The sequence below is a fragment of the Stenotrophomonas sp. YJH_SMC_79 genome, from assembly GCF_059367995.1.
On sequence record NZ_JCAFRK010000001.1, the window covers coordinates 1,071,328 to 1,089,049 of the forward strand.

15 protein-coding genes are annotated in these 17,722 nt (G+C 67.7%); 7 read left to right on the forward strand and 8 right to left on the reverse strand.

Features of this window, described 5'->3' with window-relative positions; genetic code table 11:
• Positions 1-20: 20 nt before the first annotated feature.
• Complete coding sequence (locus AC5P57_RS05455; RefSeq protein ID WP_099551176.1) at positions 21-818, reverse strand: AraC family transcriptional regulator; 798 nt, start codon at positions 816-818, stop codon at positions 21-23.
• Positions 819-890: 72 nt separating this feature from the next.
• Between AC5P57_RS05455 and AC5P57_RS05460 the strand changes: the two genes are divergently transcribed.
• The 3 genes from AC5P57_RS05460 (at position 891) to AC5P57_RS05470 (ending at position 4,774) form a co-directional block, all read left to right on the forward strand.
• A complete protein-coding gene (locus tag AC5P57_RS05460; protein ID WP_142807759.1) occupies positions 891-2,090 on the forward strand; it encodes an MFS transporter in 1,200 nt (399 codons plus the stop codon).
• A 654-nt stretch (positions 2,091-2,744) separates the two neighbouring features.
• Positions 2,745-3,653 (forward strand): pyridoxal kinase, encoded by a 909-nt coding sequence (gene pdxY, locus AC5P57_RS05465; protein WP_262235609.1) that lies wholly within the window; start codon positions 2,745-2,747, stop codon positions 3,651-3,653.
• Positions 3,650-4,774 carry a prephenate dehydrogenase gene (locus AC5P57_RS05470; RefSeq protein ID WP_262235610.1) on the forward strand — a complete coding sequence of 375 codons (1,125 nt, stop codon included), beginning with the start codon at positions 3,650-3,652 and terminating at the stop codon, positions 4,772-4,774. Before pdxY ends, AC5P57_RS05470 begins: the two co-directional genes overlap by 4 nt.
• Before the next feature lie 231 nt (positions 4,775-5,005).
• Here AC5P57_RS05470 and AC5P57_RS05475 read toward each other — a convergent pair whose 3' ends face one another.
• The 5 genes from AC5P57_RS05475 to AC5P57_RS05495 form a co-directional block, all read right to left on the reverse strand.
• On the reverse strand, positions 5,006-5,200 hold the full coding sequence (locus AC5P57_RS05475) for a hypothetical protein (protein ID WP_049458055.1): 195 nt from the start codon (positions 5,198-5,200) through the stop codon (positions 5,006-5,008).
• 70 nt (positions 5,201-5,270) lie between these two features.
• A complete protein-coding gene (locus tag AC5P57_RS05480; protein WP_262235611.1) occupies positions 5,271-7,043 on the reverse strand; it encodes an ABC transporter transmembrane domain-containing protein in 1,773 nt (590 codons plus the stop codon).
• The gene (locus AC5P57_RS05485; protein ID WP_099551214.1) at positions 7,036-7,632 is read right to left on the reverse strand and encodes an IMPACT family protein; all 597 of its coding nucleotides are present in this window, start codon (positions 7,630-7,632) and stop codon (positions 7,036-7,038) included. Before AC5P57_RS05485 ends, AC5P57_RS05480 begins: the two co-directional genes overlap by 8 nt.
• Positions 7,633-7,672: 40 nt before the next feature.
• Complete coding sequence (locus AC5P57_RS05490; protein ID WP_262235612.1) at positions 7,673-8,686, reverse strand: hypothetical protein; 1,014 nt, start codon at positions 8,684-8,686, stop codon at positions 7,673-7,675.
• On the reverse strand, positions 8,683-9,201 hold the full coding sequence (locus AC5P57_RS05495) for an RNA polymerase sigma factor (protein WP_229301621.1): 519 nt from the start codon (positions 9,199-9,201) through the stop codon (positions 8,683-8,685). The genes AC5P57_RS05490 and AC5P57_RS05495 overlap by 4 nt, the downstream gene beginning before the upstream one ends.
• Before the next feature lie 247 nt (positions 9,202-9,448).
• Here AC5P57_RS05495 and AC5P57_RS05500 point away from each other — a divergent pair, with 247 nt between their 5' ends.
• On the forward strand, positions 9,449-12,292 hold the full coding sequence (locus AC5P57_RS05500; RefSeq protein ID WP_262235613.1) for a bifunctional diguanylate cyclase/phosphodiesterase: 2,844 nt from the start codon (positions 9,449-9,451) through the stop codon (positions 12,290-12,292).
• A gap of 19 nt (positions 12,293-12,311) precedes the next feature.
• Here AC5P57_RS05500 and AC5P57_RS05505 read toward each other — a convergent pair whose 3' ends face one another.
• Both AC5P57_RS05505 and AC5P57_RS05510 read right to left on the reverse strand, forming a co-directional pair.
• Positions 12,312-12,905, reverse strand: a complete 594-nt coding sequence (locus tag AC5P57_RS05505) for an LOG family protein (RefSeq protein ID WP_049428514.1) — start codon at positions 12,903-12,905, stop codon at positions 12,312-12,314.
• 214 nt (positions 12,906-13,119) lie between these two features.
• The gene (locus tag AC5P57_RS05510) at positions 13,120-14,616 is read right to left on the reverse strand and encodes an aminotransferase class III-fold pyridoxal phosphate-dependent enzyme (RefSeq protein ID WP_262235614.1); all 1,497 of its coding nucleotides are present in this window, start codon (positions 14,614-14,616) and stop codon (positions 13,120-13,122) included.
• A gap of 210 nt (positions 14,617-14,826) precedes the next feature.
• On the opposite strand from AC5P57_RS05510, the gene queA reads away from it, so the two are divergent.
• The 3 genes from queA to yajC all read left to right on the forward strand — a co-directional run bounded on the left by queA (position 14,827) and on the right by yajC (position 17,689).
• On the forward strand, positions 14,827-15,894 hold the full coding sequence (gene queA / locus AC5P57_RS05515) for a tRNA preQ1(34) S-adenosylmethionine ribosyltransferase-isomerase QueA (RefSeq protein ID WP_262235615.1): 1,068 nt from the start codon (positions 14,827-14,829) through the stop codon (positions 15,892-15,894).
• Between the two features lie 185 nt (positions 15,895-16,079).
• Positions 16,080-17,210 (forward strand): tRNA guanosine(34) transglycosylase Tgt, encoded by a 1,131-nt coding sequence (tgt, locus tag AC5P57_RS05520; protein ID WP_262235616.1) that lies wholly within the window; start codon positions 16,080-16,082, stop codon positions 17,208-17,210.
• Between the two features lie 134 nt (positions 17,211-17,344).
• Positions 17,345-17,689, forward strand: a complete 345-nt coding sequence (gene yajC / locus AC5P57_RS05525) for a preprotein translocase subunit YajC (RefSeq protein ID WP_099552311.1) — start codon at positions 17,345-17,347, stop codon at positions 17,687-17,689.
• Positions 17,690-17,722: the final 33 nt, after the last annotated feature.

The window sequence follows — 17,722 nt, forward strand, 5'->3', positions numbered from 1 at the left end:
CCGGCGCTACCGGGGAATGCTCACCGGAAAAACGCCGCCGGCGTTTGCCCCAGCTGCCGTTTGAACATGCTGGTGAACGCGCTGGGGCTGTCATACCCCATCGCCATCGCGACATCGATGACCTTGTCGCCGACCGCCAGCCGTTCCAGCGCCGCCAGCAACCGCGCCTGCTGCCGCCACTGGCCGAAGGTCATGCCCAGTTCGCCGGCGAAATGCCGCTGGATGGTTTTCACGTCCACCTCCAGCGCCTGCGCCCAGTCCTGCAGCGTGGCGTCGTCACCCGGATGCTTCTGCAGGTGCTGGCAGATCCGCTGCAGACGCGGATCGGTGGGGGCGGGCAGGTGCAGCGGCAGCACGTCCATGCGATGCAGTTCGTCCAGCAGCAGGCGCACCACGCGGCCATCGCGGCTGTCTTCAATGTGCTCGCCCTTGATCAGGGTGGCTGCCTGCAGCAGTTCGCGCAGCAGCGGTGCCACCTGCACCGCGAACGGTTCGGCTGGCAACTGCGGGGCGAACGATGGATCGATGTACAGGCTGCGCATGTGCACGGCGGCGATGCAGTCCACCGCGTGCACCATGCCCGCCGGCATCCAGATCGCGCGGGTCGAGGGCACTACCCAGCGGCCCACCTCCGAGCGCACCACCATCAGTCCGGAGATGGCGTAGACCAGCTGGTGGCGCTGGTGCTTGTGCCCGGCGATATGGGTGCCGGCCGGGTATTGGGTGACCCGGTAGGTGACAGGGCGATGCAGCGGCACCTCCCGCCACGGTGCGGCGGGATCGACGTCGCTGGCAATGTCCTTTTTGCGATAGGGCATGACCCGAACGCGGCAGAAGGGAAGAGAGCGCAACCGTAGCATGCGTGGCTCGCCCCCAACCTGACTGTGTCCATGTCGACTCTGGCTTCTCCCGCAACAACCTCACGCCCGGTGGCTCCCGGCGTGCTGGCTGCCATTTCCACCTCGCATGTCGTCAACGACATGATGCAGTCGCTGATCCTGGCCATCTATCCAGTGATCAAGGGCGGCTTCAACCTGAGCTTCACCCAGATCGGCCTGATCACGCTGACCTACCAGCTCACCGCCTCGATCTTCCAGCCGTTGATCGGCATGGCCACCGACCGCCGTCCGGCGCCGTACTCGCTGCCGATCGGCATGGCCTCGACCCTGTGCGGCATGCTGCTGCTCGGCTTCGCACCGAACTACGCGGTGGTGCTGATGGCGGCGGCGATGGTCGGCATTGGTTCGGCCATCTTCCATCCGGAAGCCTCGCGCATCGCGCGGCTGGCCTCGGGGGGCCGCCATGGCTTCGCGCAGTCGGTGTTCCAGGTCGGCGGCAACTTCGGTACCGCGCTGGGCCCGCTGATTGCAGCGGCGGTGATCGTGCCGTACGGCCAGCATGCCGCCTCGTGGTTTGCCGGCGCCGCCCTGATCGGCATCGCATTGCTGACCTATGTCGGCCGCTGGTACGCGCTGCACCTGGGCACCCCGCGCCCGGCCAGCACCGCCTCGATGGCTCCACGCCATCCGCCGCGCACCGTGGCCAAGGTGCTGGCGATCCTGCTGGTGCTGATCTTCAGCAAGTACTTCTACATGGCCAGCATCGGCAGCTACTTCACCTTCTACCTGATCCACCACTTCGGCATTCCGGTCGCGCAGGCGCAGCTGCATCTGTTCGCGTTCCTGGTGGCGTCTGCCGCCGGCGGCTTCCTCGGTGGCCCGCTGGGAGACCGCATCGGCCGCAAGCCGATCATCTGGACCTCGATCCTGGGCGTGGCGCCGTTCGCACTGATGCTGCCGCACGCCGACCTGTTCTGGACCACGGTGCTGGCGGTACTGATCGGTTTCGTTCTGTCCTCGGCGTTTTCGGCGATCGTGGTCTATGCGCAGGAGATGATGCCGCACCGCATCGGCATGGTGTCCGGCCTGTTCTTCGGCTTTGCGTTCGGCATGGGTGGTCTGGGTGCTGCCGTGCTAGGCCTGCTGGCGGACAAGACCAGCATTGAGTACGTCTACCAGCTGACCGCGTTCCTGCCGCTGCTGGGCATCGTGGCGGCGTGGCTGCCGCCGTCGCGGCCTGCTGCTCACTGAGGGGGTTTGGTTTGCAGGGCTTGCAGCCCTGCACCTGCCGAAGCAACGTCAACGTCAACAGCAGAAGCTGGCTATCCGTGGGTTGGCGGGGTGGGGCCGGTTGAGGGGGACGCTGCAAGTACGTCCATGTAAGCTCGGTCGCGCCATCCATGGCGCTCACGCCCCCTCAACTGGACCCACCCCGCCTTCGACAGTTGGCCGCGATCTGTTGGACAGCGTTCTGCTTTGGTGGGTGCCGACCGTTGGTCGGCACGGGGTCGGATATCGATATTTGACAGACGTGTCGACCAACGGTCGACACCTACCAACAGCCGCAGTTGCCAGTAGAGCCACGCCATGCGTGGATGAATTCATTCGATATCTGGCAGATGTGTCGACCAAGGTCGACACCTACCTACAGGCGCGCGGAACAACAGCCGCAGTTGCCAACAGCCGCGTGAACCTGTCAGAGGTGGGGCGGTGTCGGAGTGCGGGGTGTCAGCCGCATGGATGCGGCTGCCAAGCCCCCAAGGACGGGTTCACGGCGTCCCCGCACTCCGACACCGCCCCGCCATCCCACGGATAGCCCGCTTTGGCTTTTGCCGTTGCCGTTGCATCGAGCAGGTGCAGGGCTGCAAGCCCTGCCGAAAACCCCCTTGGGCGTAGAATGCGGCCATGAGCGAATCCCTTGATAACCACTTGGTCCACGGCCGCCGCCTGCGGCCCGACGGCCCGTCGCCGATCGATGTCATCTCGGTCCAGTCGCAACTTGTCTACGGCCATGCCGGCAACAGCGCCGCCGTGCCGCCGATGCGAGCACTCGGCGTGCGCGTGGCGGAGATCCCGACCGTGTTGCTGAGCAATGCGCCGTTCTACGACACCACGCGCGGTCGCGTGCTGCCCGCCGACTGGTTCGCCGACCTGTTGCTGGGCACCCACGAGCGCGGCCTGCCGCAGCGGGCGAAGATGCTGGTGTCCGGCTATTTCGGCAGTACGGCCAACGGCGCCGCCTTCGCCGACTGGCTGGACGAGATCCTGCCGGCCTGCCCGCAGCTGCGTTACTGCCTGGATCCGGTAATTGGTGACACCCACACCGGCCCCTATGTGGAGCCGGGCCTGGAAGCGATCTTCGCCGAGCGCCTGCTGCCGCATGCCTGGCTGGTCACGCCGAATGCATTCGAACTCAATCGCCTTACCGGCATGCCTGCGTTGGCCGAAGCCGATGCCATCGCCGCCGCACGCACGCTGCTGGACCGTGGTCCGCACTGGGTGATCGCGCACAGCGTGGGCGGCAACCCGGGTGAACTGGTGACCCTGGCCGTTGGCCGCGAGGAAACCTGGCGCTGGACCTCGCCGCTGCTGCCGGTGGACGTGGCCGGCACTGGCGATGTGTTGATGTCGCTGGTGGTGTCGTTCCTGCTGCGCGGTGAATCGATGCAGCAGGCGATCTCGCGCGCCATCGCCGGTACCCATGCGGCATTGGAAGCGACCCTGGACAACGGTTTCGAAGAGTTCGACGTGATCGTCGCAGCACCCGCTGCCCTGGCCGATGGCGCACGCTTCCGCGCCGAACGCGTGGCATGAGCGGCCTGCTCGAACGCACGCCGCGCACGGTCGGCATCGTCGGAAGCGCCGGCGCCTACGGGCGCTGGTTGAGCCGCTTCTTCCAGCAGCACATGCAGCTGCAGGTGATCGGCCACGATCCGGCCGATCCGGACTCGCATACGCCGGAACACCTGTTGGCGCTGGCCGACGTGCTGGTGTTCTCGGCGCCGATCCGGCATACGCCCGCGTTGATCGCCGAATACGCGCGGCAGTCCGCAGGCCGCGAGCGCGATCGCCTGTGGCTGGACGTGACCTCGGTGAAGGAGGCGCCGGTGCAGGCGATGCTGGCCTCGCAGGCCGAGGTGGTCGGGCTGCACCCGATGACCGCGCCGCCCAAGGCACCCACCCTGAAGGGCCGGGTAATGGTGGTCTGCGAAGCACGGCTGAAGCACTGGCAACCCTGGGTCGATGCGTTGTGCGCGACGCTGCAGGCCGAGTGCGTGCGCGCCACCCCGCAGCACCACGACCAGATGATGGCGCTGGTGCAGGCGATGGTGCACGCCACCCATCTGGCCCAGGCCGGCGTGCTGCGCCAGTACCAGCCGCAGCTGGGCGACCTGGCCGCGATGATGCCGTACCGCTCGGCGTCGTTCGAACTGGATACCGCAATCATCTCGCGCATCCTGTCGTTGAACCCGGCAATCTATGAGGACATCCAGTTCGGCAACCCGTACGTTGCGCCGATGCTGGAGCGCTTGGTCGCCCAACTTCAGGCCCTGCAGGCCCAGGTCGGGCAGGGCGACGACACTGCACGCAGTGCATTCCGTGAGCAGCTGTTGTCGGCCAATCGCAGCGCGTTCGGCGAGCAGGCGCTGGCCGAGGGCAACTACACCTTCGAACGCGTGGGCTATCTGCTGGCAGACCTGACCGAGCGCAACGCGCTGTCGGTGCACCTGCCGGAAGACCGGCCGGGGTCGTTGCGCGAACTGCTGAACGTGTTCGAGCAGCATCGCATCAGCCTGGCTTCGATCCACTCCTCGCGCACCCCTGGCGGCGAAGTCCATTTCCGCATCGGTTTCGTTGCGGGCAGCGACCCTGCAGCGATCACCGTGGCGGCGGCCGAAGTGGACGCCAGCGGCATCGGGCGCGTGCTCGGCTGATCGCATTCATCCACAGGCGGTGTGGATGGCTTCTGCGCAAACATGTGGATAACCGCGCGCAGCCCTTGGCAGCCAAGGCTGTCAAGATGGCTGGTCAAAAATTGACCACGCCTTCTTGTAGCGTCGAGCCATGCTCGACTCCTTTTGGCGAAACGCGTGCCGACCAAGGTCGGCACCTGCCAAAGCAGGGCGATGCGAAATCCGGTCGCGCCGGGCCATGCCCGGCGCACCTCAGATCGTCAGCCTCAGCTCACCACCGCTGGTGGTGAATTCGCGGCCATTGCGCACCAGCAATCGACCGTCGTCGAGCTCGTAACGGGGCGTGGCTTCGGAGTGGTGCCCGCTGCCATTCGCCTCGGGCTTGAACTCGATGATGATGTGGCTTTCACCGTTGCTGTCGACGGCGGGAAACTGACGGAACGACATCCTGCACCTCCTTCAGCGGATGCTGTTGATGCGGTGCCAGCTTCACTCCGCCGATGTTAGCCGGCCGTCATCAATCGATGAACTGCAGTCGTGCCAGTTCAGCGTACAGGCCGCCTTCGGCCAGCAGCTGTGCGTGCGTCCCTTCCGCCACGATGCGGCCCTGGTCCATCACCACGATACGGTCGGCCTTGAGTACGGTGGCCAGGCGGTGCGCGATCACCAGCGTGGTGCGGCCCGCCATCAAGCGCTCCAGGGCCTGCTGCACGCCATGCTCGCTCTGTGCGTCCAGCGCGCTGGTGGCTTCGTCCAGCAACAGGATCGGTGCGTCCTTCAGCAGTGCGCGGGCAATCGCCACACGCTGCTGCTGGCCGCCGGACAAGCGGGCGCCACGCTCGCCCAGCTCACTGTCATAGCCCTGCGGCAACGCGCGCAGGAAGCCGTCCGCCTCGGCGGCGCGTGCGGCAGCCTCGACCTCGCTGTCGCTGGCCTGCAGGCGGCCATAGCGGATGTTGTCGCGTGCACTGGCCGCGAACAGCGTCGGCTGTTGCGGCACCAGCGCCAGCTGCGCGCGCAGTTCGGCCGGGTCGACCTGGCGCACGTCGATGCCATCCACGCAGATGCGGCCGCCGGCCGGATCGTGGAAGCGCAGCAGCATCGACAGCACTGTGCTCTTGCCTGCGCCCGACGGGCCGACCAAAGCCACGGTCTCACCCGGGCGGACATGCAGGTTGAAATGGTCCAGCGCGGCCTGGTCCGGGCGCTGCGGATAGTGGAACACCACGTCGTCGAACTGGATCTCGCCACGCAGCGGCTGCGGCAGCAAGTGCGGCTGCGCCGGCGCGCGGATCTCGATGTCTTCCTGCAGCAGTTCGCCGATGCGGCCCATGCCGCCGGCCGCGCGCTGCAGTTCGTTCCAGACTTCGGCCAGCGCACCGACCGAGCCACCGCCGATCAGTGCATACAGCACGAACTGGCCCAGGGTGCCTGCGCTGAGGCGACCGTCGATGACATCGTGCGCACCCAGCCACAGCACGCCGACGATGGCGCCGAACACCAGCAGGATGGCGCTGGCGGTGACCAGCGACTGCGCACCGATGCGGCGCCGCGCGGCCTTGATGGCATCGCCCAGTGCGTGGTCGAAGCGGCCGCGCTCGTAGGGCTCGCGTGCATGCGCCTGCACCGTCCGTACGGCGCCCAGGGTCTCGCTGGCCAGGCTGTTGGCATCGGCGATGCGGTCCTGGCTGCTGCGCGCGACAGTGCGCAGCTTGCGCGCACCGATGATGATCGGCAGGACCGCAAGCGGAATGCCCAGCAGCGACCACGCCGCCAGCCGTGGGCTGGTGACGAACAGCATCGCCAGGCTGCCAACCACCGTGACGCTGCTGCGCAATGCCACCGACATGGTCGAGCCGACCACGCTGCGCAGCAGTTCACTGTCGGCGGTCAGGCGCGAGACCAGCTCGCCGCTGCGGCTGCGGTCATGGAACCCGGCACCGAGCTGGATCAGGTGGGCGTACAGGCGGCTGCGCAGGTCAGCCACGACCTTTTCGCCCAGCAGTGACACGAAGTAGAAGCGTGCGGCGGTGGCCAGGGCCAGCACCACGGCCACCAGCATCAGCAGGGCGAAGGCGCGGTTGATCTGGCCGCCGCTGCTGAAGCCATGGTCGATCATCTGCTTGACCGCCGGCGGCAGGCTCAGTGTGGCCGCCGAAGACACTGCCAGGGCCAGCAGCCAGGCGGTGAACAGGCCACTGTGGCGGCGCACGAACGGCCATAGCGTGCGCAGGCTGCCGAGGCGGCGCAGTGGCGGGGGCGAGGCGGGGGCGCCGTCCTTGTCAGTCATCCTGGTGGTCGTCTTCTATGCGGATACGGTCACGAGTGGCGTCGCGCAGGCGGATTTTCAATGCGTCGACCTGATCGGCCGGCAATTCAACGCGCAGGCGCACCCCGTTCGCGTCGAACTGTTCATCGCGCTTCTCCGCGCCGAATGCCGGCAGGGCCGCATGCAGGGTGCCCAGGTCTTCGAAGCCGGCCTGCAGCTGCAGCCGTGCCATGGCGACCAGCGCCAGCCGCGGTGCGGTGCGCAGGCATTCTGCGGCGGCGCCGCCGTACGCCCGGACCAGGCCGCCGGCCCCGAGCTTGATGCCGCCGAACCAGCGCGTCACCACCACCATCACCTGGTCGAAACCCTGGCCGTCGATCGCCGCCAGGATCGGACGTCCAGCCGTGCCGGCCGGCTCGCCATCGTCGCTGGAGCGATAGTCCTGCCCGTGCCGGTAGGCCCAGCAGTTGTGGGTGGCATCGGCCACCGCGACCTGCTGCAGGAATGCCATGGCCGCTGCGGCGCCATCGATCGGCGTGGCATGGGCGATGAAACGGCTGTGTTTGACTTCCAGCGTGTGGCTGACCGGCTGGGCGAGGGTATCGGGCATTCCCACCATTCTACGGGGTTGCCGGGTATTCCCGTCCGCTTCAGTCGTCCAGCAGCGGGCGCAGGTCGCGCGGCAGTCGCGATTCCGGGTACTGCTGGATGTAGCGTTCCAGGCTGGCGCGGGCGAGGTCGCGCTGGTCCTGGTCACGGCGCTCGCGGATCTTCTGCAGCCATTGCCGGCGCGGCAGGCGCGCGTCGGCGTCTACTTCGGCCTGCACCGTGTCCGCACTCAGTCCGGCTTCGCTGCCGCGACGCATGACGCCCGGTGCGGAACGGCTGGGAGCCTCACGCTTCATCGAGGTGATTTCTACCCGGTCCAACGCCTGCGCCCGCTCGACTTCGGCGGCATTGGCTGCCGGTGCTGCGGCCGTGCGTGCTTTCAGCGCCCCGGACGCTGCCGGCGCGAATGCCGGTGCCGGTGCCGGTGCGGGTGCCGAGTAGGCGGTGGGTGCCGGTGGTGCAGGCGGCGCTGCGGCCGGCGCTGCGGCCGGAGCGGGTGGAAGGGCCGCAAAGGAGGTATCGGCGGCCGCATCTGCAGCCATCGATCGTGCAGCCCGGGCAGGCGCTTCAGCGGTCTCGGCCGGCGCAGGCTTGCGCGCGCGCGCGATGGCCGGTGCCGGGGCAGCGGCAACAGGGCCTGCCTCGGGCGCTGCGGGCGCAGCGGCCGGTTCCGCAGCCGCCACCGGGCTGTCGGCTGCACTGCTATCAGCGGCCTGATCGGCAGCCGCAGCGTCTTCTGCCGCAGCTGGTGCCGCCGCAACAGCGGCCTCACCGGCCGGAACCGGCGGCGGTTCCGGACGCAGCTGCCAGGCGATACCGATGGCGAATACCATCGAGGCGGCGATGCCGAATACTGCCGGCCAACGCGGGCGTGTGCGCTGCGTGCGCGGCGCCTCGGGAGAGGCAACGGCGCCAGCGGCCGGAGCATCCACGGCGGCATGCGCCGCAGCCAGGATGGCAGCATCCAGCGCAGCGGGCGGAGCCTGCTCGGCGCGACGGCCGAGCAGCCGGGCCAGCTCGCGTTCTTCCGGCGTCAGGGGTTCGTCTCGGTTCATGCGTTCAGTCCCGCACGCAGCTTGTCCATCGCATAGCGCAGCCGCGATTTCACGGTTTCCCGGCCCACGCCGGTGATCTGGCCGATCTCCTCCAGGCTCAGTTCCTGATCCAGCCGCAGCTGCAGCACTTCGCGCTGTTCGGGCGGCAGTTGTTCCATCGCCAGCTGGATGCGGCGACGTTGTTCGAATTCGGAAAGCTCGCCTTCCGGGGTCTGCCCATCCTCGATCGCTGCCAGGCGCAGATCGGCGTCGGCCGGTGCAGCCGGGCGATGACGGGCGGCACGCCAATGGTCGTTCAGGCGGTTGTGGGCGATGCGGAACAGCCAGGTGCTGAACGCTGCCTCGGGTTGCCAGCCGGCGCGCGCGCTGATCACCCGCTGCCAGACGTCCTGGAAGATCTCCTCGGCCAGCGCGTTGTCGCGCAGTTGCCGCAGCAGGAAGCCGAACAGGCGCTTGCGATGGCGCGCATACAGGCTTTCGAACGCACGCAGGTCGCCACCGGCCCAGGCCAGCATCAAGGCTTCATCGGTTGGCAGTGCGCTGGCTTCCACGGCGTACAGGGTAAGGCCTGCAGGCGATGGCGCATAGCCGGTGGCGGGGGCGGGCAGGGCGAGGGTCATGGCTCGGAAGGGGCTACGGACAGCAGGAAAAACGTACGGGCGCACGATTCGGGGTTTACGGGCTTCCATTGCCCCCCGGGTGGCGCGCTATGCTCGGCGGCTCAGGGGAGGCGACGCACAGACGGCGCCAAGAGATTGTCATTTGTCCACGCATGCTGAACCGGCGGAAGAGCCACCACACGAGGCCGTGCTGAGCACGGCGCTGGTGCGCGCGTTGCATGCGCTTTTGCCGGAGACGGCGGTGGTCCGCGTCGGTTGGGACGACCCGCAGCTGGGATATGGCCAGGGCGGCTGGCCCTTGCTTGCAACTGACAGCGCTGCATCCGTGGAACCCGGCGCCGGCGATGGCCAGCACGGCTGGGAGTATGACGGTGCGCGGCTGCTGCTGTCGGTTGCGGGCGCGGCGCCTTCACCCGCGTGGTGGGGGCTGGCCCGGCAGGCAATGGAGCTGGCCCTGCAGCGCGGCCGCCAGGCCGGCCAGATCAGGGCACTGGAAGAAGCCGAGCGGCTCCAACAGGCCCTGTTCCAGATCGCCGACCTGGCCGGTGCCGACCTGGAGATGGGCGAGATGCTGCGCCACGTGCACGGCGTGCTGGGCACGCTGATGTACGCGGAGAACTGCTACATCGTCGAGTATGACGATGTGCGCGACCAGATCCGTTTCCTGTACTTCGCCGATCAGGTCGATGACTTCGTCGCCGATCCCACGCAGAGCCATGATGCCAGCGATATGCCGCGCAGCCTGACCGTGGCGTTGCTGCGCCATGGCAAGCCGCTCAGTGGCCCGTCGCGCGAACTTCTGGCGCAGGTGATGGAACAGGAGCACGACCCGCAGCGTGGGCCCGAAAGCCTGGACTGGCTGGGCGTGCCGATGCTGCGCGATGGCCGTGTCTGCGGCGCCATCGTAGTGCAGAGCTACGAGCATGCCGCCCGCTATGGCGAGGCGGAGCGGGCCCTGCTGGGGTTCGTTGCCCAGCACGTCCAGACTGCGATGGACCGGCGGCAGGCGCAGGTGCGGCTGGAACAGCAGGTGGAGCGGCGCACGCTCGAGCTGCAGCGCGCCAACCGCAGCCTGCAGGATGAGGTGGCCGAGCGTCGCCGCGCCGAACAACTGCAGACCGCGCTGTACAACATCGCCGAGATGGCGATGTCGGCCGACAGCCTGGCCCAGTTCTACGGCCAGGTGCACGGTGTGGTCGGGCGCCTGCTCGATGCCCGCAATTTCTACATCGCCCTGGTCAACCCGGCCGGCAATGGCCTGGACTTCGTCTATTCGGTGGACGAGCACAATGCCAGCCGCGCGCCACGGCCGTTCAGCCGTGGCCTGACCGAGTATGTGGTGCGCAACCGGCGTCCCCTGCTGGCGTCACGCGCGCAGATCGATGCGCTGCTGGCCAGTGGTGAAGTGCGCGAATCCGGCGCGCGCTCGCATTGCTGGCTGGGCGTGCCGCTGCTGCGCGACGACGAAGTGGTCGGCGCGATCGTGGTGCAGAGCTACAGCGAGAACAGCACGTTCAGCGTGCATGACCAGCGCCTGCTGATCTTTGTCGCGCAGAACATCGGCACCGGGCTGGCCCGGCAGCGCGACCAGCAACGGCTGCGTTCGGCGCATGCCGAGCTGGAAAAGCGCGTGGAAGAGCGTACCCGCGAGCTGGCCGAAGTGAACGAGAAGCTGCTCGGCCAGATCGGCGAGCGCCTGCGCGCCGAGCAGCGCCTGACCCACCAGGCCATGCACGATGCGTTGACCGGCCTGCCCAACCGCCTGCACCTGCTGGATCGCCTGCAGGATGCCCTGGCACTGGCCAAGCGTGAAGGCGGGCCGGTATTTGCCGTTCTGTTCCTCGACCTTGACCGCTTCAAGCTGGTCAACGACAGCATCGGCCATGCGGCCGGTGACCGCATGCTGGTGGAAGTGGCCAAGCGCATCGTGTCGATGGCCGGTACCGAAGATGTGGTGGCACGGCTCGGCGGTGATGAGTTTGCTGTGCTGCTGCAGTGCCCGCAGGGCCTGGCGCAGGCACTGGATTTCGGCCAGCGGCTGCTGCTGGCGTTGCAGGAATCGATGTGGATCGCCGGGCGCGAACTGTTTCCGTCCGGCAGCCTGGGCATTGCCCTGTGGAATCCACGCTACCGCACCGGTGAGGAGCTGCTGCGCGATGCGGATGCAGCGATGTACCGGGCCAAGGCGCAGGGCCATGACCGCTGTGCGATCTTCGACGAGGACATGCGCGAGGAAGCCATGCGCAGCCTGGACCTGGAAGCCGATCTGCGCCGTGCGATCAACAACCGCGACTTCCTGCCGTTCTACCAGCCGATCGTGCGCTTGTCCGACGGCGAAGTGGTCGGTCACGAGGCGCTGCTTCGCTGGCAGCATGAGCGCCGTGGCCTGCTGCTGCCCGGCGCGTTCCTGGAACTGGGCGAAGAGAGCGGCCTGATCGAGCAGGTGGACTGGTTGATCTACGAACAGGTCATCGCGGGGCTGGCACGGGGGGGCGAAGGCTACGTCTCGGTGAACGTGTCGCCCCGGCATTTCCGCTCGGCGGAGTTCAGTGATCGCCTGTTCGGCCTGCTCGACAGCTGCGGTGCCGATCCGCGCCGGCTGCGTCTGGAAATCACCGAGGTAGCGTTGCTGGACGACGGTCCGCACACGCTGCGCATCCTGCAGGGCCTGCGCGAGCGCGGCATCCAGGTGCAGCTGGATGATTTCGGCACAGGCTTCTCCGCGTTGTCCTACCTGCATCGCTTCCCGATCAGCACGCTGAAGATCGACCAGAGCTTCATCGCCGGCCTGCATGGTCCGGAAGTGCAGAGTACGCGCGCACTGGTTGAGGGCGTGTTGTCGCTGGCGCGCACGCTGGGCATCGAAACCATCGGCGAAGGCATCGAGACCGACGCGCAGCGGCAGACCCTGCGTGAACTGGGCTGCGACTACGGCCAGGGCTACCTGCTGGGGCGGCCCGCCCCATGGGCGCACGCGGCGGCCTGAGCCGCCGCGTACTGTTGCATCATCGCAGGGCGGCGCGGCGCTTCTCGTCGATCCATTTCGAGGCCTGCGCCGGCTGGTAGTTCTTCATCCACTCCAGCATCTCTTCGATGTCCGAGCCGTACCACAGGTCCTGGCGCTGGTCCGGGTGCAGGAAGCGCTCTTCCACCATGCGGTCGATCATGCCGATCAACGGGGCGTAGAAGCCTTCCACGTCGAGGAACGCGCATGGCTTGTTGCCGATGCCCAGCTGGCGCCAGGTCAGCATCTCGAAGATCTCTTCCATGGTGCCGAAGCCGCCGGGAAGGGTAACGAAGCCATCGGCGAGGTCGAACATGCGCGACTTGCGCTCATGCATCGAACCGACGATTTCCAGTTCGGTCAGGCCACGGTGGGCCACTTCCCAATCGGCCAGCTGGCGCGGGATCACGCCGGTCACCTCGCCGCCGGCGGCGAGCACGGCATTGGCCACGGTTCCCATCAGGCCGACGTTGCCGCCGCCATACACCAGGCGCAGGCCATCGCGGGCGATGCGGTCACCCAGGGCAATGGCGCGTTCGGTGTAGGCCGGCTTGCTGCCAGCGTTGGAACCACAGTACACACAGATCGATTTCATGGATCTTCCTGTCTCTTGGCCGGAAACGAAAACGCCCCGTCGCCGACCGAAAGGCAGTCAGCGACGGGGTGTGCGTAGAGTATGGGGCCTTGAGAGGCCTTCTGTAGAGTCGAGCATGGCTATGCCGGTCGTCCTGACCGGCACCCTTCGGGCCGTCGCCAGCGACGTTGGCAGCGGCTCCTGCCGCTGCCTTCGGCTCTACCGACGCGGGCGCTTACGCCGCCGCGGCCTGCTCGCGGCGCGGGCCTTCACGCAGGGCGCGGCCGACCATGCCCACCAGCAGGTCCAGCTCCTCGCTGTCCATGCCGAAGTGCGGGGTGAAGCGCAGCGAGTTCTCGCCACCGTGGATCACGTTGATGCCGTGCTGGCGCAGCCATTCCTCTGTGGAGTTGGCGCCGTAGCACTTGAACTGCGGGGCCAGCTCGCAGGAGAACAGCAGGCCGGTGCCCTGCACCTTGGTGATCAGCCCGCCCAGCTCGTTCTTCAGCTGTTCAAGCTTGCGCACGGCCTCGGCACCACGTTCGGCGATGTTGGCGCGCACCTGCGGGGTCAGCTGGGCCAGGGTGGCGCAGGCCACATCCAGCGCGCGCGGGTTGCTGGTCATGGTGTTGCCATAGATGCCCTTGCGGTACAGCTGCGCGGCATGCTCGGTCACCGCCAGCACCGACAGCGGGTACTGTGCGGCGTTGAGCGCCTTGGAGTAGGTCTCCATGTCCGGCGGGTCCAGGCCTTCGAAGCCCGGGTAGTCGACCACCGACAGCACGCCATGCGCGCGCAGGCCGGCCTGGATCGAGTCGAGCAGCAGCAGGCTGCCATGGGCACGGGTCAGTTCGCGGGCCACGGCATAGAACGACGGCGGCACCGAACGGCCCGGGTCGCCTTCGCCCATCACCGGCTCCAGGAACACCGCCTCGATGAACCACTGGTTGCGCGCGGCGTCCTCGAACACCTTGCGCAGGCCGGCTTCGTCGTACGGCGCCACGGTGATCACCGAGTCCTCGCCACGGTAGCTGGCCAGGTGCTGCATGTAGCTCTTGCGGCTGGAATCCGAATAGAGGGCAGGGCGGTCGGTACGGCCATGGAAGCTGCCCTTGACCACCACGCGCTTGATCGCAGCGCCGGCGTGGCGCGCACCCGGGTCGGTCTGCAGCTTGGCGTTGACGTCGGCGATGCGCGCGGCCAGGCCGACCGCTTCGGAGCCGGAATTCAGGCACATGAAGCGGGCGAACGGGCAGCCGCCACGGCGGTGGCCGATCTCGGCGCGCAGGGCGGTGATGAAGCGCTGCTGCGACAGGCTGGGGGTCATGATGTTGGCCATCACCTGCGGGCGGGCCATCGCCTCCAGCACGGCGTCCGGGGTGTGCCCGAAGCCGAGCATGCCGTAGCCACCGGCGTCGTACAGCACGGCGCCCTTCAGGGTGACCACCCACGGGCCGCGCGCAGCCAGTGCCACGTACGGGGTCACCGCGTCATCGGCGTAGAAATTGACGAAACCGTCCTGCATCGCGTCGATCTGCGCCTGTTCGTCCTGCGCCAGCAGCGGCCCCAGGTCGGCCTGTACGCGCGCGAATTCCTCGGCGGCGGCGTCCACCGCGGCGATCAGCTGCGGGTGGTTGGCGGACAGGGCGGTCAGGGTGGCATCGTCCAGACCGGAGGTAAGGCGGGTGCCGGACTGGTTGCGCAGGGGGGCGAGGCGTTCGATGAAGCTCATTGCAGATCTCCTGAAACAATGGGTCGCACGGGTCTTCAAAAGCAAAACGCGCGTCATCACGCGCGCTTGGGGCAGGCTCGTGCAGCGGACTTCCGGCTCGATGCTAGCACTTGTTTTTTTGCGCGATAACCCCGCAAAAGCCTGCTGCATAGCAGCATTTTGCGCGACGTTCGCTGCGAAGCGCGCCGGCTCGCAGACGCTGGACGTACAATGCGCGCCATTGTCGACCTGTTGCCGCCCACTGCCTTGAAGAAGTCCGATTTCCACTACGACCTGCCGGCTGAACTGATCGCGCAGGCACCCCTGGCCGAACGTTCCGCAAGCCGCCTGCTGCTGGTGCCGCCGGCGCCCGATGCCTTCACCGATCTGCAGGTGCGCGACCTGCCGTCGTTGCTGCAGCCGGGCGACCTGCTGGTGTTCAACGACACCCGGGTGATCCCGGCGCGCCTGTTCGGGCAGAAGGCCAGCGGTGGCCGCGTGGAGATCCTGATCGAGCGCCTGCTCGGCGCCCAGCAGGCACGCGCGCAGGTCGGCGCCAGCAAGTCGCCGAAGGCCGGCAGCCGCATCGCGCTGGATGCCGGTGGCGAAGCCGAGGTGCTGGGCCGCGATGGCGAATTCTACGTGCTGCAGTTCCATGTGCCGGAATCGCTGGAACAATGGCTGCTGCATGCCGGCCGCCTGCCGCTGCCGCCGTACATCCAGCGCGAGCCGGGCGTGGACGACCGCGAGCGCTACCAGACCGTGTTCGCGCGCGAGGTGGGCGCAGTGGCGGCGCCGACCGCCGGCCTGCATTTCGACGAACCGCTGCTGGCCGCGCTGAAGGACAAGGGCGTGGAGTTCGGCCACGTCACCCTGCACGTGGGTGCGGGCACCTTCCAGCCGGTGCGTGCCGATGACCTGAAGGACCACGTGATGCACCGCGAGTGGCTGAACGTCGGCGCCGAGCTGGTGCAGCAGGTGCGGCGCACGCGCGCCGGCGGCGGCCGCGTGATCGGCGTCGGCACTACCGTGGTGCGCGCGCTGGAAAGCGCGATGCGCGATGGCGAGCTGCTGCCGTTCGCCGGAGAAACGCAGATCTTCATCACCCCGGGTTATCGCATCCGCAGTGTCGATGCGATGGTGACCAACTTCCACCTGCCGGAAAGCACGCTGCTGATGATGATCTCTGCGTTCGCCGGCAAGGAGCGCGTGTTCGAGGCCTACCAGCACGCGATCGAGCAGCGCTACCGCTTCTTCAGCTACGGCGACGCGATGCTGCTGTTCCCGCAGGCGGGCTGACGCGCACTTCATCCACGCATGGCGTGGATCTACTGGACGGTAGTAGATCCACGCCATGCGTGGATGAATCCGGTACCCCCGGCCATCTCCGGCGGATCTCGCCGCCGGGCATGGCCCGGCGCTACCGGAGCAGGGAAGGCGGTTTTGGGAGACAATAGGCAACTATTTGCCTGAACGACCGCTCCATGTCCCGATTGCAGTTCCAGCTCCAGACCCGCGACGGCCGTGCCCGCCGTGGCCGCCTGACCTTTCCGCGTGGCACGGTGGAAACGCCGGCCTTCATGCCGGTGGGAACCTATGGCTCGGTCAAGGGCATCCTGCCGGACCAGGTGCGCGCGCTGGGCGCCGAGATCATCCTCGGCAACACCTTCCACCTGTACCTGCGGCCGGGCCTGGACATCATCGCCGACCACGGCGGCCTGCACGGCTTCTGCCAGTGGGATGGCCCGATCCTGACCGACTCCGGCGGCTTCCAGGTGTTCTCGCTGGCGCACCGCCGCAAGATCACCGAGCAGGGCGTGACCTTTGCTTCGCCCACCGACGGCGCCCGCGTATTCCTGGGCCCGGAAGAGAGCATGAAGATCCAGAAGGTGCTCGATTCGGACGTGGTGATGATCTTCGACGAGTGCACCCCGTACCCGGCCACCGAGGATGTCGCCCGCCGTTCGATGGAGCTGAGCCTTCGCTGGGCCCAGCGCAGCCGCAACGCGCATGACGAGCTGGGCAACGACGCGGCGCTTTTCGGCATCGTCCAGGGCGGGGTGCACACCGACCTGCGCAGCCGCTCGGCCGAGGCCCTGCAGGCGATCGGCTTCGACGGCTATGCCATCGGCGGCCTGGCCGTGGGCGAACCGGAGCACGAGCGCAACGCCATGCTCGACCACCTGGACCCGGAGCTGCCGGGCGACCGCCCGCGCTACCTGATGGGCGTGGGCCGGCCGGAGGACCTGGTCGAGGGTGTCGCCCGTGGCGTGGACATGTTCGACTGCGTGATGCCCACCCGCAATGCCCGCAACGGCCACTATTTCACCTCGTTCGGCACCGTACGCATCCGCAACTCGCAGTATGCGCGCGACATGGACCCGATCGAGCCGGGCTGCGGCTGCGTGGCCTGCACCGGCGGCTACACCCGCTCGTACCTGCGCCACCTGGACCGCTGCAACGAGATGCTGGCACCGATGCTGGGCACCCTGCACAACCTGTTCTATTACGAAAAGCTGATGGCCGACATCCGCGCGGCGATCGAGGCGGGAACCTTCCTGGCCTTCCGTGAGTCTTTCTACGCGGCACGCGGGGCAGTTGCCCCGCCCCTGTAACCCCGCAGCACCCCTGCCGAACGGCCCAAGGACGAACGTCCGGGGCCGTGGCATACTTCAAGGCTGACCCAGATCCGCGGTCGACACCCCCGCCCCTGAAGGGACGGGAGCGCCGCCCAACCAAAGGACCAACGATGAACCTGCTTGCCTTCCTGATTCCCGCCGCCCACGCCCAGGCCGCCGGCGGCCAACCGCAGGGCATGGGCCTGACCACGCTGCTGTTCCCGGTCATCCTGATCGCCATCATGTACTTCCTGATGATCCGCCCGCAGATGAAGCGGCAGAAGGAGCACAAGGCCATGCTGGAGAAGATCAAGCGTGGCGACGAAGTGCTGACCAACGGCGGCATCGCCGGCGTGGTCACCGACATCGGCGACAACTTCATCACCATCGAAGTGGCCGACAACGTGCGCATCCGCGTGCAGAAGGGCGCTGTCGGCAACGTGCTGCCGGCCGGTACCCTGAAGTCGGCCCAGTAAGCCACTCCCTTTCCGATGCACAACCGCGGCGCC

Bases quoted from the DNA above. Each gene is read 5' to 3' on its own strand.
- AC5P57_RS05475 (WP_049458055.1), bottom strand. From the start codon at position 5,200: ATGTCGTTCCGTCAGTTTCCCGCCGTCGACAGCAACGGTGAAAGCCAC.
- AC5P57_RS05490 (WP_262235612.1), bottom strand. From the start codon at position 8,686: ATGAACCGAGACGAACCCCTGACGCCGGAAGAACGCGAGCTGGCCCGG.
- AC5P57_RS05505 (WP_049428514.1), bottom strand. From the start codon at position 12,905: ATGAAATCGATCTGTGTGTACTGTGGTTCCAACGCTGGCAGCAAGCCG.
- AC5P57_RS05510 (WP_262235614.1), bottom strand. From the start codon at position 14,616: ATGAGCTTCATCGAACGCCTCGCCCCCCTGCGCAACCAGTCCGGCACC.
- AC5P57_RS05485 (WP_099551214.1), bottom strand. From the start codon at position 7,632: ATGCCCGATACCCTCGCCCAGCCGGTCAGCCACACGCTGGAAGTCAAA.
- tgt (WP_262235616.1), top strand. From the start codon at position 16,080: ATGTCCCGATTGCAGTTCCAGCTCCAGACCCGCGACGGCCGTGCCCGC.
- AC5P57_RS05460 (WP_142807759.1), top strand. From the start codon at position 891: ATGTCGACTCTGGCTTCTCCCGCAACAACCTCACGCCCGGTGGCTCCC.
- AC5P57_RS05480 (WP_262235611.1), bottom strand. From the start codon at position 7,043: ATGACTGACAAGGACGGCGCCCCCGCCTCGCCCCCGCCACTGCGCCGC.
- yajC (WP_099552311.1), top strand. From the start codon at position 17,345: ATGAACCTGCTTGCCTTCCTGATTCCCGCCGCCCACGCCCAGGCCGCC.
- AC5P57_RS05495 (WP_229301621.1), bottom strand. From the start codon at position 9,201: ATGCTGGCCTGGGCCGGTGGCGACCTGCGTGCGTTCGAAAGCCTGTAT.
- AC5P57_RS05455 (WP_099551176.1), bottom strand. From the start codon at position 818: ATGCCCTATCGCAAAAAGGACATTGCCAGCGACGTCGATCCCGCCGCA.
- AC5P57_RS05470 (WP_262235610.1), top strand. From the start codon at position 3,650: ATGAGCGGCCTGCTCGAACGCACGCCGCGCACGGTCGGCATCGTCGGA.
- pdxY (WP_262235609.1), top strand. From the start codon at position 2,745: ATGAGCGAATCCCTTGATAACCACTTGGTCCACGGCCGCCGCCTGCGG.
- queA (WP_262235615.1), top strand. From the start codon at position 14,827: ATGCGCGCCATTGTCGACCTGTTGCCGCCCACTGCCTTGAAGAAGTCC.